Source organism: Staphylococcus pseudoxylosus, assembly GCF_003697915.1.
GTDB lineage: Bacteria > Bacillota > Bacilli > Staphylococcales > Staphylococcaceae > Staphylococcus > Staphylococcus pseudoxylosus.
In genome coordinates, this window is record NZ_RCVN01000011.1 from 60,581 (window position 1) to 72,836 (window position 12,256).

15 protein-coding genes and 1 pseudogene are annotated in these 12,256 nt (G+C 32.7%); 4 read left to right on the forward strand and 12 right to left on the reverse strand.

Going from position 1 to position 12,256, the window contains the following annotated elements:
* Positions 1 to 156 precede the first annotated feature (156 nt).
* Positions 157 to 591 (forward strand): MarR family winged helix-turn-helix transcriptional regulator, encoded by a 435-nt coding sequence (locus D9V42_RS10700; RefSeq protein ID WP_107554772.1) that lies wholly within the window; start codon positions 157 to 159, stop codon positions 589 to 591.
* 1 nt (position 592) lies between these two features.
* On the forward strand, positions 593 to 1,804 hold the full coding sequence (locus D9V42_RS10705; RefSeq protein WP_122064896.1) for an MFS transporter: 1,212 nt from the start codon (positions 593 to 595) through the stop codon (positions 1,802 to 1,804).
* 257 nt (positions 1,805 to 2,061) lie between these two features.
* Here D9V42_RS10705 and D9V42_RS10710 read toward each other — a convergent pair.
* From D9V42_RS10710 to D9V42_RS10740, 7 genes and pseudogenes are all read right to left on the reverse strand, one after another.
* Positions 2,062 to 2,420: pseudogene (locus D9V42_RS10710) on the reverse strand (transcriptional regulator, SarA/Rot family).
* Between the two features lie 425 nt (positions 2,421 to 2,845).
* Entirely contained in the window at positions 2,846 to 3,868 is a 1,023-nt protein-coding gene (moaA, locus tag D9V42_RS10715) for a GTP 3',8-cyclase MoaA (protein WP_122064898.1), read from the reverse strand.
* A gap of 14 nt (positions 3,869 to 3,882) precedes the next feature.
* On the reverse strand, positions 3,883 to 4,491 hold the full coding sequence (gene mobA / locus D9V42_RS10720; RefSeq protein ID WP_107555541.1) for a molybdenum cofactor guanylyltransferase MobA: 609 nt from the start codon (positions 4,489 to 4,491) through the stop codon (positions 3,883 to 3,885).
* A 7-nt stretch (positions 4,492 to 4,498) separates the two neighbouring features.
* Entirely contained in the window at positions 4,499 to 4,732 is a 234-nt protein-coding gene (gene moaD / locus D9V42_RS10725) for a molybdopterin converting factor subunit 1 (RefSeq protein WP_107555542.1), read from the reverse strand.
* Positions 4,729 to 5,184, reverse strand: coding sequence for a molybdenum cofactor biosynthesis protein MoaE (locus D9V42_RS10730; protein WP_107555543.1), 456 nt, complete (start codon positions 5,182 to 5,184; stop codon positions 4,729 to 4,731). Before D9V42_RS10730 ends, moaD begins: the two co-directional genes overlap by 4 nt.
* Positions 5,185 to 5,676: a molybdopterin-guanine dinucleotide biosynthesis protein B gene (gene mobB, locus D9V42_RS10735; protein WP_122064900.1), complete on the reverse strand. Its 492-nt coding sequence runs from the start codon at positions 5,674 to 5,676 to the stop codon at positions 5,185 to 5,187.
* Positions 5,673 to 6,932, reverse strand: coding sequence for a molybdopterin molybdotransferase MoeA (locus D9V42_RS10740; protein WP_122064902.1), 1,260 nt, complete (start codon positions 6,930 to 6,932; stop codon positions 5,673 to 5,675). Before D9V42_RS10740 ends, mobB begins: the two co-directional genes overlap by 4 nt.
* A gap of 65 nt (positions 6,933 to 6,997) precedes the next feature.
* Between D9V42_RS10740 and moaC the strand changes: the two genes are divergently transcribed.
* The gene (gene moaC / locus D9V42_RS10745) at positions 6,998 to 7,483 is read left to right on the forward strand and encodes a cyclic pyranopterin monophosphate synthase MoaC (RefSeq protein ID WP_107555546.1); all 486 of its coding nucleotides are present in this window, start codon (positions 6,998 to 7,000) and stop codon (positions 7,481 to 7,483) included.
* 205 nt (positions 7,484 to 7,688) lie between these two features.
* Here the strand turns inward: moaC and D9V42_RS10750 are convergent, their stop codons facing one another.
* Both D9V42_RS10750 and D9V42_RS10755 read right to left on the reverse strand, forming a co-directional pair.
* Complete coding sequence (locus D9V42_RS10750; RefSeq protein WP_107530868.1) at positions 7,689 to 8,189, reverse strand: MogA/MoaB family molybdenum cofactor biosynthesis protein; 501 nt, start codon at positions 8,187 to 8,189, stop codon at positions 7,689 to 7,691.
* Between the two features lie 16 nt (positions 8,190 to 8,205).
* Positions 8,206 to 9,210, reverse strand: a complete 1,005-nt coding sequence (locus tag D9V42_RS10755) for a ThiF family adenylyltransferase (RefSeq protein WP_107555547.1) — start codon at positions 9,208 to 9,210, stop codon at positions 8,206 to 8,208.
* A 231-nt stretch (positions 9,211 to 9,441) separates the two neighbouring features.
* On the opposite strand from D9V42_RS10755, the gene cudC reads away from it, so the two are divergent.
* Entirely contained in the window at positions 9,442 to 9,999 is a 558-nt protein-coding gene (cudC, locus tag D9V42_RS10760; RefSeq protein WP_122064904.1) for a choline uptake/conversion transcriptional regulator CudC, read from the forward strand.
* 35 nt (positions 10,000 to 10,034) lie between these two features.
* Here cudC and D9V42_RS10765 read toward each other — a convergent pair whose 3' ends face one another.
* The 3 genes from D9V42_RS10765 to modB form a co-directional block, all read right to left on the reverse strand.
* Positions 10,035 to 10,865 carry an MBL fold metallo-hydrolase gene (locus D9V42_RS10765; protein WP_122064906.1) on the reverse strand — a complete coding sequence of 277 codons (831 nt, stop codon included), beginning with the start codon at positions 10,863 to 10,865 and terminating at the stop codon, positions 10,035 to 10,037.
* A gap of 108 nt (positions 10,866 to 10,973) precedes the next feature.
* Entirely contained in the window at positions 10,974 to 11,579 is a 606-nt protein-coding gene (locus D9V42_RS10770; RefSeq protein ID WP_107555549.1) for an ATP-binding cassette domain-containing protein, read from the reverse strand.
* Positions 11,580 to 12,251: a molybdate ABC transporter permease subunit gene (gene modB, locus D9V42_RS10775; RefSeq protein WP_107555550.1), complete on the reverse strand. Its 672-nt coding sequence runs from the start codon at positions 12,249 to 12,251 to the stop codon at positions 11,580 to 11,582.
* Between the last annotated feature and the right edge of the window lie 5 nt (positions 12,252 to 12,256).

Here is a 12,256-nt window from a genome sequence, read left to right on the forward strand (position 1 = left end):
TACTTCTTATAAGTAACTAAAGAAGTTGTTAATTAACTCTTTACCGTATGTTTTAATTATTATTTTAAAACAATACTATTGATTTATTTCATAAAAAGGCTTAGAATATTATCTGTTATTAAAAGTTAGCCTTGCTAACTATTTTAGGAGGCCATTATGAATACACCAAACATATTCAATAACTTAATTGCAGTTTATCGCCCTTATACAAAGTTGTTTTCACCTATATTTGAAGACTATGATTTATATCCAGCACAATGGTTAGTGATGAAAGACATTGCACATAATGCACCAACGACATTAGTTCAAATTTCTAAGCGTCGTGCAATCGAAAAGCCTACAACTCGAAAAATCTTAAAAGTACTTTCTGAAAAATCATTGTTAAAAATTGAAACTGGAGAAGATAAAAGAGAAAAATTATTATCTTTTTCTGAAGAAGGACAAACTCTTTATGACAATATAAATGAACGTGTTTCTATCGTCCAAGAAGAAATACTTCAAAATACTAATTTATCTGAAGCTGAGCTGAATCATACAGTTCAAGTCATTCAAAAAATTCATGAAGAGATAACTAAAATGGAGGAAATGTAAAATGAATCAATCATCATCCATGCGATCACCTATATGGACCAAAAGCTTTAATATCAATTTTATAACGAACTTCGCAATATATCTTAGCATGTATTTACTCATCGTTATTATAGCGAGTTATACTAAATCGGAATATCACGTGTCCGATAGTATAGCTGGACTCGTTTCAGGCCTTTTTATAATAGGGTCCCTAATTGGACGATTCGCTACAGGTAAGTATGTTAATAAAGTAGGTCCAAAAACCATATTATTAATAGGTTTAATATTCTTAATCATCACACAGCTCTTTTATTTTATAGAAGGCTCATTGGCCCTATTAATGTTTACTAGATTAATTAATGGGATTGCTACAGGTATTACCACTACTGCAACTGGAACAATTGCAGCGTACGTAACACCAAATGATAGAAAAAGTGAAGGTATTAGCTTATTCTCGCTAAGTCTTGTTATTGGTGCTGCAATAGGTCCATTCTTTGGTCTATTACTTATCAATACTTTCCCAATTAAATTATTATTTTTAATTTGTTTAGTTTGTGGCATTGTTAGTTTTATCATTTCTTTCTTTGTAAACTTAGATTTCAAATTAGAAACAAAAGCACAAAGCACGCCTGAACATGTTAAAAATAAGAAATTTAATATAAACAATTATATCGCAAAAGAAGCAGTACCTGTCGCTATCATCATGTTAATATCAGGTCTGACTTATTCATCTATTCTTACGTTTTTACAGTTCTTCGCCCAAGAAATTAATCTCGTAACCATATCTAGTTACTTCTTTATATTTTATGCTATTGCCTCATTAGTGACTCGTCCAATAGCAGGTCGCTTAATGGACCAAAAAAATGAAAATGTTATTGCATATCCTGCATTCTTTTTCTTAATTATTACTTTTTTAACCTTGAGTATTACAAATAATGGTTGGTTACTTATCATAGCAGGTCTATGCTTAGGTGCCGGTTATGGTAATATTTCTTCCTGTATGCAAGCAATTGCTATAAAAGTATCACCTCCTGCAAAATATGGGATAGCTACTTCGACTTATTTCATAGGTCTTGATTTAGGACTTGGTTTTGGACCTTATGTATTAGGTTTTATCACTTCTACTGTTAGTTATGCGCAGCTATATGGCATTATGGCAATCATTGTCTTAATAACTGCAATTATTTATTATTTTTTACATGGTAGAAAAGTAAAAAAATTAGCTTCTAACTAAAATTATATAACTAACACGATCGTATTATCTTACCGTAGTAACAAAATAGTATTAGGTCGGAATGCCCTAAAACCTAATTTATTTTAAAAGGTTTTGTCATGCTTCCTCTACAAAGTTGACTACGATTAGTAAGAACCAAAGGTTTACCTGACATGAATCTTAGGTATAACTTACACTAATTCAATATTATGATTAAGGCTGGGACAATTAAATTGTCCCAGCCTTATCTTTGCTTTTGTAATTACATTACTTATGTATCATTTTGATGGTTGCGCAACATTAATTTTTTCAACCTCTTTAATAATGTCATCTAACAACTGTTTCTGATCATTATTATAATAATAGAAAACTTGTCTTTCGTCTGTCTCAGAACGCACTTTCGAAATCAATTCTTTTTATAAATCTTTCTTATAATTACATCAATTTTACTAGTATCCCAAAGCATTTCGAAATGAAGTGCGTCACGTAATTCTTTACCACTTATTCTTGTAGCTTCGTATACTTTGAACAATACAACAAATTCTTCAATCGACATTTTATGCTTTGATTTCAACCAATGTTTTAACTGACACAAATCTCTTTCAGATGTTATAAAATATGATACTTTACTATCCATAAAAATGGCCTCCTTATTGACTACTCTAGTTGTTTTAATTTTTTTATTTGGCTTTACTTAATGAATAAGCTTCAAAAGTATTATATAACACTTTCTTCTTTTAATCTATTATTTTTAATCGAAAAGATAAATATTTTTTTCTATTGAACATTATTTATATCACTTAAAATGAATATCTTTAAAAATTTGTATTCACTAAAATGTTTCAACCTCAATTAACCTCTTTGTTTAACATTATTATTTTATAATACTTTAATCTCTTTATGATATGATACTTTAATCTCTTTATGATATGATACATATATAATAGTGTTTACTATGCTAAATTATTTGATTTTATTTGATTTTCAAAACAAAAAATCCCTATTAAAGTGTGCAAAGTGTTAAATGACTACTTTAATAGGGACGTGGCTGTATGAGCTGAATTAACCACCAATATAATTCATATTTATTTTTTTACGTTTTCTATTTTCAACTGTTTGAGCTGTACGTTCATCTGAATAACGGTCATCTCTTATATTCCAAAGCATCTTAAATTGTTCAAATAACTCAGCATCAGTTGCACCATTTCTCATAAATGATTTAACATCAAAACCATCTACTGTACTAAACAAACACCCATAAAACTTACCATCTGATGATAGTCTAGCACGAGTACATGTAGAGCAAAAAGATTGTGAAACGCTTGTGATCAATCCAAATTGTGCTGCAGTATCTTTATGTTTATAATATTTGGCCACTTCCCCATAGTATTTAGGTTCGACCGCTTCAATATCAAAATCTTTTTCAATCATTTCTAACATTTCATCTTTTGTAACAACTTTGCTAAAATCCCAACCATTATCATTACCAACATCCATAAATTCAATAAATCTAATTTCAATTTGCTTCTCTTTAAAATATTGAATCATTGGAAGAATTTGGTTATCGTTGACGCCTTTTTGCACAACAACGTTGACTTTCACCTGAAATCCAATAGAAACAGCATAATCAATCTGTTGTAGGATCGTTGAAGCTTTAATATTTCTATTATTTATGCTTTGGAACACTTCATCTTCAATAGCATCAAGACTTACGTTTATACGTCTTAAACCAGCATCATATAACTTTTGACCATGTTTTTTTAATAGCAAACCATTGGTAGTAAGTCCAATATCTTCTATTCCATCAATTTGATTTAATTTGTAAATAAGTTTATCCAAATCACGTCTCAATAACGGTTCTCCACCTGTTATTCTTATCTTTTTTACACCTAACTTTGTATAGACATGAGCTATACGTACCATTTCATCGAATGAAAGTAGTTCATCTTTAGGTAAGAACACAAAGTCATCACCAAAAATTTCTTTTGGCATACAATAATCGCAACGAAAGTTACATCTATCGGTTACTGACAATCTTAAATCACGAATCGGACGTCCGAGTTTATCAGTTATTTGTTCTACCATAACGTTAGGCCTCCTTATCTATTTAATATATCTTGTTGTAAAGAGTCCAAATCTTGTTGATAATTTATATTTTTATACCAATAGTCTGGTGATTGTATCGTATCTACACTTAACCAGTCACTTTTAACTTTGCTATATACATTTTTCAAGCTGAAATCACCCGAAGCTAAAGCTTCATTCATCGTATTCAATGTATGTGGGCTGTAAAATGCCAAAGTTGGTATTGGTCTTCCCTGTTCATGAAAACCTGCAACATCTAATTGATCTTCTATCAAATGTTCCACCATAAATTGATATAATTTACTAACGGCTTTTTGCGTTATCATGGGTGTATCAACCGAAATCACAAAAAAGAGCTCTTCGTTTTTATATAAGTTCATCACGGAACGAATACCTGCCAAAGGACCTTTATCTTTATTTTGATCGTCGTCAATAACAATATCGTCATAATCAAACTGTGAAGCTAAATTCTCATTTGTACTGATTATGATTTGGTTAAACATATTTGTTGCTTCTAACACACTAATAATTCGCTTATAAAAATATTGAGAATCTATTTGTGCAAAAGCCTTTGGTTCGCCGAATCTCTCTGATTGTCCTCCGGCAAGTATAATAGCCTTCATGTCTTATTTACCCTCCGCTAACTGGTGGAATTAATGCCACTGTATCATTTGGATGTACGATGTCATCTTGTTGAACGAATTCTTCATTAATTGCGATTTGAAATTGTTTATCTTTGATTTGTGGATATCGCTCAAATAAATCTATTAAAAATTCATCTACCGTAATATCATAACTCAAATCAATCTCCTCAGACGTTCTTTCTAATATATCTTTGATTTCTGCAAAGTATAATAGCTTCATTTAGCATCATCTCCTATAATAGCATCATTATAATTACCATGTTGATGACCTTGCCATTGCGCACCATCTTCCCATATTTCTTTTTTCCAAATAGGCACAATTTCTTTAATACGTTCTATTGCATATTCATTTGCACGATAGGCATCTTTACGATGGGGAGATGAAACACTTATAAGTACAGCAATATCTGATATCTTTAGTGGTCCTATCCTATGGACAATCGCCGTTAAGGTTCCTGGCCATTTTTTTGAAATTTCATCACCTATTTGTGCAAGTTTCTTCTCTGCCATAGGAATATAAGCTTCATATTCAAGGTATTCTGTTTTTATTCCTTTTGTCCATTCTCTTACATGTCCTGTAAAAACTACAATCGCACCCTGATGTTCATTTAAAACAAACTCCCTATACTGTTCTGTTTGTATGGGTTCATTCACTACTTCAAACTGCTTCATTTAATGCATTCCTTTTATCTTAAAATAAGTTAATAACCAATTTTCATAATGCTCCATTGCATTGATGTCATTCATTTTCATATAATACTGTATATTGGAAAGCTTGGCTAAAGCTTGGCGCTCATTTTCATTAGTGTAAACGACTACTTTATCAAAACCTGCATTTTTAAAACCTTCTACCAATATGATGTCACTGTCTATTGTAACAGATTCATTTATGATTTCCTCAAGACTTTGTTTCTCAATTCTTGTCACTGTTTGTTGATAGACATGCCCCTGTACAATGCTTTGATCAGCACCAGCATGAAAATGTTTCATATGATCCACCTGATCTTTTTGTAACGTAATATCATCATCTTGAAAATCCTGTTGATATTGTCCATGGTGCTTTACAGTAGCAACGGTTAAGTCATGTACTTTCAAAAGTTTAATTGTATGTGACATCAAAGTAGTCTTGCCTGAGTTTTTGAAACCTACTATTTGTAGAATCATATAAAACAATCCGTTTCATAAGCTTGTGACTCCGTTAAAATAACATCTACTGTATACCCTTTTTGATATCCTCTTGTTCCCCCTGGCAACATTATCATCGCATTACTGTGTGCAATAGCAACGACTGCCCCAGATTTATTAAATCCTGAAGGCACGACTGTCATTGATTTCCCATTAAAAGTAGCCGTTGCTCGTACGAAACGTGTAAATGGATTAGCTTTGGTTAGATCTTCCATTAAAGTTGCCTGTACCATTTGGGGATAAATAGCTGTTGCCCCCATCATATGCAGTACAGCCGGTTTAACATATAGTTCAAAACCAGTAAAACATGCCGACGGATTACCAGATAGACCAAATAAATATTTACCATCAGCTACTGCGACTGTTGTCACACTACCAGGTCGCATAGCAATCTTATTAAACAGCACCTCGGCATTAATCTCATCATAAATTTGTGGTAAATAATCAAAATCACCAACAGAAACACCTCCTGTTGTGATAACAATATCATGTTTAGACATAGCGTCTTTTACCACTTGAATACTACTTTTCAAATCATCTTCTTGAATTTGGTAAGACGCTACATCTAAATTAAACGTTTGACTTAAGGCAGCAATCATAGGCCCATTGGAATTTCTGATTTTACCCGGTTCTAAGTCATCTCCTACTTTTAGCAACTCACTTCCTGTCGCAATAACGCCAATACTAGGCTTATCAAATACTTTAACCTGTGTGTAACCATAAGTTGCTAGAACTGCTATAGCACCTGGATTGATTTGTTGCCCTTTATTTAGAACTGTATCACCAATCTGTGTTTCTTCACCTTTTAAAGACACATTCTCATTAGCAGTAAATGATTTTCTTATAGTAAAACTTTGTTCATCTTCTACTGTTTGTTCTAACATTACTACTGCGTCTGCACCTTTTGGCATTTCAGCGCCTGTCATAATACGTACCGCTTCAAAAGGACCTACTTCTTTTTCAGAAACTGATCCTGCACCAATATGGTCAATCACATTAAAGGTAATTCTATGGTTTCCACTTGCACCTTCAGTATCTATACTTCTCAGTGCAAATCCATCATAAGGTGATTTATTAAATCTCGGGATTTCATATGTAGCTACGATATCTTCCGCTAATATATAATTAACACTATTTTCTAAAGGCACTTCGATTTGTTTTGTATATATATCTTGACTCACAACGCGCTCGATTGCTTCTCTTACTGGTATTGGATTTCTTTTTTCAACTGGCATTTAAAATCTACTCCTTAAAAAAATGGATTTCGTGATATACTAGGAAACGATTAGGAGGGATTACTTTGTCTGAATTCACACATATCAATGAACAAGGCAACGCTAAGATGGTTGATGTCTCAGAAAAAAACATTACCAAACGCACAGCCACTGCACATTCAAGTATTACAGTTAATCAAGCAATTTATCAGCAAATTGTCGATAATACAAATAAAAAAGGCAATGTACTTAATACTGCACAAATCGCAGGTATCATGGCAGCTAAAAATACGGCTGATATTATTCCTATGTGTCATCCATTACCACTTACTGGGATTGATGTTTCATTTAACTGGAAAGAAAATGAAACATCATTTACTTTAAATATCCAAGCGAGCGTTTCAACAACTGGAAAAACTGGTGTAGAAATGGAAGCACTTACCGCAGCATCTGCAGTTGCGTTAACTGTATATGACATGACGAAAGCGCTAGATAAAAGTATGATCATTGGCGAAACATATTTGTTATCTAAAACTGGTGGTAAATCTGGTGATTTCCAACGACCAAATTAATATCCGGTTATACATGCCTATGAAACACATACCAAGCTATATTGCATATCACAATATGACTTAGGTATGATATGACCTTAAAATCAATACTATGTTAGGTAAATACATATGACTGTGTATAACAATTATTTTGACTATTGAGTCAAACTGTTAGGAGGGAGAAGATGAAATCAATTGAAATTTTTTGATTTTTATCTCTCCTATTTTATTTTGTTATTTCTTGAACTAAATGATTTAATTCGGGTTTGATTAGCTTGTTCAATGCTAATTTAACTGCACCAGTAGAACCAGGCACACTAAAAATCAACTGTTTACCAACTGTACCTGCAATCGCCCTTGATAATAACGCTCGACTCCCAACATCTTCAGTATAACTAAGATATCTAAATAGCTCTCCAAATCCCTCAATTTCTTTTGTTATAAGTGATGACACCGCTTCTATTGTCACATCTCTTTGTGCAATACCCGTGCCACCCGTAGTGATAATAACGTCAATTTCTTCGGTCAACCATTGCTTTAGTTGTGTTTGTATTGCAGTTATATCATCTTTTACAATACAGTAATGATTATCAGCAATATGAACGTTCAATTCAGAAAGAAGAGATATTGCCAATTGGCCACCTTTATCTGTATCGTAATTTCTTGTGTCAGATACAGTTAATATTGCACAATTAATATCTTTATCTAGCTTTACATTTGTATGCATCATTATTAATTCTCCTTTATCCAAAAAGTTGATTCATTAGTGTAATAGCCGCATCAGGCTTAGTCATACCATGTATCAGCATTCTCCCATTTTTAAAACTTACTATTCGATACCCTTTGTATTTAAATTGAAGCAGATAGTCATTTCGCTTAAATGGAATTTGATATTCTGCTAAAAATGCTTCTAATATTTCCTGGGAAATGTTAGGGTTTTCATACTGTACCGTATCTCTTCCACATAAACTAACAAATTGACGCTTTGTTTCGTTTAAATATGGATATGTAGGTGATTCACCACATGTTGGACAATGGGGTCGCTGTAATTTACGATAACCAAACGTAAAATGTGTTCCGTCCCATAAGTCTCCATATGTTACTTTGGTGGTAATGTCTTGCTGAGTTAACACTTTTAACGCATCTCTCATCTGTAAACTTGTAGTCATACTTACAGCTGGTTGAATGACACCAACTGTATCACAAGTTCTATTAATAACAGGTAATTGTGGCATCAAACAATTAAAACACGGTGTTAAACCTGGTATAAACGCAGTTTCTATATATGTGCTTTCTACAACACCACCATATATCCAAGGAATCCTTTGCTGAAATGCAAAATCGTTAATCATTTGGCGTGTTTCAAAATTATCTGTCGCATCTAATATAAGCTGTACATTTTTACAATGTTCATCTAAAAACTGTCGATCAACATGTGCAATATGACAACTTAAATTTAAATCTTGGCGAATTGCCATTAAATGGCGTTCAGCTGCTACGACTTTAGGTAATGCTTCATTTGCATCAGTTTCCGTATATAACGTTTGTCTTTGTAAATTACTGAACTCAATATAATCTCGATCCACAATTGTAAGTTCCCCTAACCCAGCACGAACTAAACTTTCAGCAAGATGCGTCCCTAAAGCACCCATTCCAATTATCACGACATGCGCGTTTATAATTTTATCTTGGCCTTTGGAACCAATATGTTTAAATAACGTTTGTCTCGAATAGCGATCTTTAGTCACAAGCATTACCCTTTCTATACATCATTGTTTCCATTATAAATCTTGGGTCACAATGTAACAATGTTTTGATATTAATATGATAAAAAGTAGCGTTTTCCCTATGTTAAATATTTATGATTGAAATTTATTTCTATATTGAAATCTTATTCAATACGCTATATATTAATTAATCATATCCCTTGCTTAAATGTTCGTGGTACAATTAGTTGAATATTATTCGGAGGTGAATCAATGGCACGTTCAAAGGATTATGAACAACTATTAACCCAAGCTAAAGACATCGTGATTAATTCTATAGGTGAGACTATGGATCTTTACGGTGTTAACCGTAGTGTCGGCAATTTGTATGGAACGATGGTATTCGAACAAAAAAGCATGACACTAGATGAAATGCGCTACGAATTACAAATGAGTAAACCAAGTATGAGTGCAGGAGTTAAAAAACTTCAAGAATTTGACGGCGTTAAACAACAATTTACGCGTGGCAGTAGAAAACAACATTTTGTTGCTGAAAAAGATTTCTTTACTTTCTTCGGTAATTTTTTCTCACAAAAATGGAACAGAGAGATTAAATTAAATTTAGAAGTTATTCAACGAGCAGAAAAATTATTGGACCCCATTATTCATTCAGAAAGTGCATCTGAGGAAGTCATCGAAGAAGCTAAAGAAATGTCAAAGCAATTAGATCATTCTAAAGTATATTATGCTTGGTTATCTACATTGTCTGAATCACTTAATAATGGAGAAATTTTCGAACATTTCCCTATTCCAAATACCAGTAACGAGTAAAAGGCATAAAGTTCCAATTGGAACTTTATGCCTTTTCAAGTCTGTATAATTAAACCATCATAAGCAATGGTCGCATTCAGGCCAGACTGCTTTAGTTGTTGTTCTAACTTCATTACCTGTATTTCATTTAAACTTTCTGTTGCTTCTATGTGTGTAAAATAAGTATGTTTTGCATTAATTTCGTAAGCGAGTTCTACACTTTCATCAAATCGTACTTCTCCTAATTCCTCAAGCATCCCTGCTTCATGTATACGTTCATGAGTTACAGGGTTAACTTCATTACTACCAAAAGGTAAAATTGCAACATCAACTTCTTTGATTTTTGCTATAGGTATATAATTTTTTATCTCATCCGGAATAATCAAAATACGTTCCGCATTAAATGTAATATAAAATCCAAATGCAAACCCCTCTGCTAATTGAATCCACTCGATTGACGCATTATTTATATTTATTCGGGAGTTGTTTTCTACAATTTCTTTTTCAATCACACCGAGTTCACTTAGGTAGTTCAAATGATCCCAATGGCCAAAATACTTTTTAAAATAAGCCACTTGTTGTTCTGTAATATAAATTTTAGACTTTTTAGATTGCGGTATTTTATTAATAAAATCATAGTTGAGTGTTTCCCAAATTCTAAGACCCACTGTATGATCTGGATGCCAATGTGAATATACCCCATATTTTATATCATCTATTTGAGAGCGCCGTAATTGATAAAAAATATCTTCTGATGTATCAATTAACAATTGTAAGTCGTTAATGTAAATGGCAGGTCCAGTTCGCTGAATCGTATCTAAATGTTGAGAAACTGACTTATATAACGAAGGAACACCACCAGCAGTTCCCAAAAACTCTATTCTCATGTATACACCACCTTCAAAAATACTTAAATTTTTTAAAATACATTTATCATATTTGATGAAGTGTTTAATTTCTTCAGTGTTTTGTCTAAATGCAACGCAGCGTTAAACTCATTTGATATTTATAACTTCATGCGCTAAGCTTGTAGCTTCGTAATTGGAATGTGTCACAAATATAATAGGTATTTGCCATTGTTCAAAAATACGTTTAACAAGCTCTATACTTTCTGCTTTTGTTGTATCATCTAAGCTTGAAAATGGCTCGTCCAATAAAATCAAATCCGGCCTTGTGCTTAGCGCCCTTGCTAATGCCACACGTTGTGCTTCACCACCTGAAAGTCGTAAAGGATATTGATTCTTTAAATGCGCTATATTCAATTGCTGTAAAAGCTTGTCTATATGTTGAGAAGGTTTTGTCATAAAAGTTATATTGTGATAAACATCCATATTAGGAAATAATTGATAATCTTGAAATAAATATCCGATATTTCGTTTTTGTATTTTCACGTCTATAGCTTGCTTTGTATCACAAATAACATGACCATTGAGTTGGATAAAGGCCGTATTGGGTTTTCTTAAACCAGCTATCATGTTTAATAATGTCGTTTTACCAATTCCCGATGGACCTTTAATAGCATAAATTTTAGGCTCATTGTCTTCAATGTGGATTTTTAATTGTTGATTTTTTAATGGATGATTTAATTGTATTTTCAACAATTAGTCCACCTCCCGAAAACGGTCTTTATTTAATATATTTATAGTTCCAATCACTGTGATTGCAAATGCTACTAACACAATCACCCATAACCAAGCTTGATTTTCTTTGCCTTGTTCTACTAAGAAATAAATTTCTAATGGTAAGGTGTTCGTTTTATTTGGAATATAACCAGCAACCATGAGCGTCGCCCCAAATTCACCAATCGCACGTGCAAAGCTCATCATAATACCTGAAAGTATTGGCCTTTTCGATAGCGGAAAAATGAGTTTGAAAAATATTTTATTCTCACTAGCCCCCATTGTTCTGGCGGTATTTAACATTTTATGATCAATGTTACGAAAACCTTGTACAGTATGTTGATACATCAGCGGAAAACTTACAATTACTGATGCAATAACTGCACCAGTCAAAGTGAAAACTACTGGCATATTTAGTGTTTCCTTAAAAAATGCACCTACATAACTTTGTGGTGAAAATACAATCAACAAAATAAAACCCATTACAGTTGGTGGTAGGACAATGGGTAAGACAATGACACTTTCCAAGATTCTAGCAATGATTCCATGGCGTTTATATAACCATTTTGATATTAAAATCCCCAACAAAGTAACAATTATAGTACTAATTAGAGCTACTTTAAGCGATATCCAAAATGGTGTCATATCTTGCATCGCTA

Excerpts from the sequence above, each read along its gene's own strand:
- D9V42_RS10765 (WP_122064906.1), bottom strand. The coding sequence starts at position 10,865 with ATGAGAATAGAGTTTTTGGGAACTGCTGGTGGTGTTCCTTCGTTATAT.
- D9V42_RS10730 (WP_107555543.1), bottom strand. The coding sequence starts at position 5,184 with ATGAAGCAGTTTGAAGTAGTGAATGAACCCATACAAACAGAACAGTAT.
- D9V42_RS10705 (WP_122064896.1), top strand. The coding sequence starts at position 593 with ATGAATCAATCATCATCCATGCGATCACCTATATGGACCAAAAGCTTT.
- D9V42_RS10700 (WP_107554772.1), top strand. The coding sequence starts at position 157 with ATGAATACACCAAACATATTCAATAACTTAATTGCAGTTTATCGCCCT.
- D9V42_RS10750 (WP_107530868.1), bottom strand. The coding sequence starts at position 8,189 with ATGCATACAAATGTAAAGCTAGATAAAGATATTAATTGTGCAATATTA.
- moaD (WP_107555542.1), bottom strand. The coding sequence starts at position 4,732 with ATGAAGCTATTATACTTTGCAGAAATCAAAGATATATTAGAAAGAACG.
- modB (WP_107555550.1), bottom strand. The coding sequence starts at position 12,251 with ATGCAAGATATGACACCATTTTGGATATCGCTTAAAGTAGCTCTAATT.
- mobA (WP_107555541.1), bottom strand. The coding sequence starts at position 4,491 with ATGAAGGCTATTATACTTGCCGGAGGACAATCAGAGAGATTCGGCGAA.
- D9V42_RS10740 (WP_122064902.1), bottom strand. The coding sequence starts at position 6,932 with ATGCCAGTTGAAAAAAGAAATCCAATACCAGTAAGAGAAGCAATCGAG.
- mobB (WP_122064900.1), bottom strand. The coding sequence starts at position 5,676 with ATGATTCTACAAATAGTAGGTTTCAAAAACTCAGGCAAGACTACTTTG.
- cudC (WP_122064904.1), top strand. The coding sequence starts at position 9,442 with ATGGCACGTTCAAAGGATTATGAACAACTATTAACCCAAGCTAAAGAC.
- moaA (WP_122064898.1), bottom strand. The coding sequence starts at position 3,868 with ATGGTAGAACAAATAACTGATAAACTCGGACGTCCGATTCGTGATTTA.